We start from the raw sequence: 2,777 nt of genomic DNA on the forward strand, positions 1-2,777 counted from the left end.
GACAGCCTGATGCTGCAGATCGGTGGGACGAGCTACGACCTCTTGGCGTGAGCGGAATTTCGCTTACGCTGCCATGGCTGTTGTCAGGGGGTGATCCCCCCTGCAATGGTTAACGCAAGGTCATTTTGCGGCCACATTTAAGACCCAAATTTCCAGGAGCGATTCATGGGACTCTTTTCTGTCAGCGGTTCGACCGTCACCGAAGGAACGACCACTTCCGATCCCGGCCGCCTGCAGTGGACCATCAGTCGGTCCGGCGACACCTCCACCACGGAAACCGTCAGCTACCGTTTCCTGTCGGGCACGGCGCAGGTCGGCGCGGACGCATACGCCTACTTCTCGGGCGATTCCGCGACCTTCGCTCCCGGCGAGACCTCCAAGACCGTGGAGTTCCGCATCGACGGCGACAGCGTGAACGAGCCTGACGAGACCATCGTGCTCGAGGTCTTCAATCCCACCGGCGAAGGACGGCTCTCCGGCAATGCCTCGGTGCTGCGCTCGACGGGCTGGATCCTCGACGATGACGGCGGCAGCGCGCCCTCGCTCTTCGTCTCCCGCCCCATCCTGACGGAGGGCGACAACGGGACCCGCGAGGCGCAGTTCGAGCTGTCGCTGAGCCGTCCCGCCACTTCGCCGCTGAGCTTCACCTATGGGACCGTGGACGGTTCGGCCATCGCCGGCGAGGATTACGTGGCCCGCTCGGGGACGATCGAGTTCGTGACCGGCCAGCGCGTCGCCAGCGTCTCGGTACAGGTGAACGGCGACCGCACGCTTGAGGACACCGAGATCTTCACCCTCGCGGTCGAGGGGCCCGACGACGTCGAGGAGGTCTCGCTCGGTGTGGCGCAGATCCTCGACGACGATGCCGGCACGCCGACGCTGTCGGTCGCGGGATCCTCCGCGTTCGAGGGCACCACCACCAGCGATCCCTACTACCTCTACTGGACGCTGACGCTCGACGAAGCCGCGGACCGCGAGGTGACCGTGGGCTATCGCTTCCTGTCAGGCACGGGCCAGGTGGGTTCGGACGCCTACGCGTATTTCTCGGGCGACGAGGTCACCTTTGCCGAGGGCGAGACCTCGAAGACCGTTTCCTTCCGCATCGACGGCGACGACGTGAATGAACCCGACGAGAGCATCGTGCTCGAGGCCTTCTCGGTCGAGGGTGCGACCATGGCGGGCGGGGCGCCGGTGCTGCGCTCGACGGGCTGGATCCTCGACGACGACGGCGGCAGCACGCCTTCGGTCTTCGTCTCGCGCCCGATCGTGGTCGAGGGCGACAACGGCACCCGCACGGCGAATTTCGAGCTCTCGCTGAGCCGTCCCGCGCCGGCGGCCTTCAGCATCGACTACGAGACGCTGGAAGGTTCGGCCACGGAAGGCGTCGACTACGAGGCGAAATCGGGCACGCTCACCTTCGTCGAGGGCCAGACCATGGCCGCGGTCAGCGTGGTCATCAACGGCGACACCGAGGTCGAACCCTCCGAGCTCTTCACGCTCGGCCTGTCGAACCCCACCGCGCTCGAGCAGGTCTCGCTGGGCTCGGCGGCGATCCTCGACGACGATGCCGGCGAGGGACCGGTGGTGTCGGTCGCGGGATCCTCGGCCTTCGAGGGCACCACCTCCAGCGATCCCAACTACCTCTACTGGACCATCTCCCTGTCGGAGGCGTCCGAGCAGGAGGTGACCGTCGAGTACCGCTTCCTGTCGGGTACCGCGCAGGCCGGATCGGACGCCTACGAGTACTTCTCCGGCAGCTCGGTCACCTTCCAGCCGGGCGAAATCTCGAAGACCGTGAGCTACCGTATCGACGCCGACAACGTCTCCGAGGCGGACGAGACCATCCTGCTCGAGGCCTATTCGGCGCAGAACGCCACGCTGGCCGGGGACGCCGCCGAACTGCGCACGCCGAGCTGGATCCTCGACGACGACGGCACCGGCGGCAAGCTCGCACTCTACATGGTCGCCGCGGACGCGCTCGAGCGCGACCCGGGGGAGCCCGCGGATTCAGTCGCCTTCGAGATCTCGCTGTCGCGGCCGGCGCCCCAAGCCTTCACCGCCACCTATGCCACCGTGGACGGCACCGCGCGGGCGGGATCGGATTACCGCGCCACCACCGGTTCCATCGAGTTCGCCCGGGGGCAGACCTCGGCCTCGGTCTCCGTGGAACTGTTGAACGACCAGGCGGTCGAGGGCGACGAGACCTTCAGCCTGCAGGTGGGCGTGCCGGTGGGCATCGACCTCGTCATCGCCGAGCTCGGCCAGGCGACGATCACCGAGGACGACGAGAGCGAGCCGCCCGTGGCCGCCGACGACCGTTACGCGGCGGTGGAGGACCGCGCGCTCACCGTGGGCACCGCGGGGGGCGTCCTGTCGAACGACACCGACGAAGAGGACGATCCGCTGACCGCGCGAGTGGTCGAGGACGCCGCGCATGGCACGCTCGTCTTCTCGGCCAACGGGGCCTTCACCTACACGCCCGATGCGGGCTTCACCGGCACGGACAGCTTCCGCTACGTGGCCAATGACGGCTTCGAGGACAGCGAGGAAGCCGCCACCGTGACGATCACCGTGGAAGAAGCGCGGCCGGTGGCGACCGAGGGCAACGACACGATCTCGGGCACGTCGCGGGCCGACAGCATCAACCTGCTCGGGGGCGACGACGTCTTCAACGGGCTCGGCGGCAACGACACCGCGTCCGGTGCCGCGGGCGACGATCTGCTGCGTGGCGACGCGGGCAATGACTCGCTCGATGGCGGCAACGGAAATGACACGCT

1 protein-coding gene is annotated in these 2,777 nt (G+C 67.6%); it reads left to right on the forward strand.

The genetic code is table 11. The features are described 5' to 3' along the window. Positions 1-165: 165 nt before the first annotated feature. On the forward strand, positions 166-2,777 hold a 2,612-nt coding region (locus RISW2_RS22545), incomplete at its 3' end, for a Calx-beta domain-containing protein (RefSeq protein WP_043775521.1).

Source organism: Roseivivax isoporae LMG 25204 (genome assembly GCF_000521865.1).
Classification (GTDB): domain Bacteria; phylum Pseudomonadota; class Alphaproteobacteria; order Rhodobacterales; family Rhodobacteraceae; genus Roseivivax; species Roseivivax isoporae.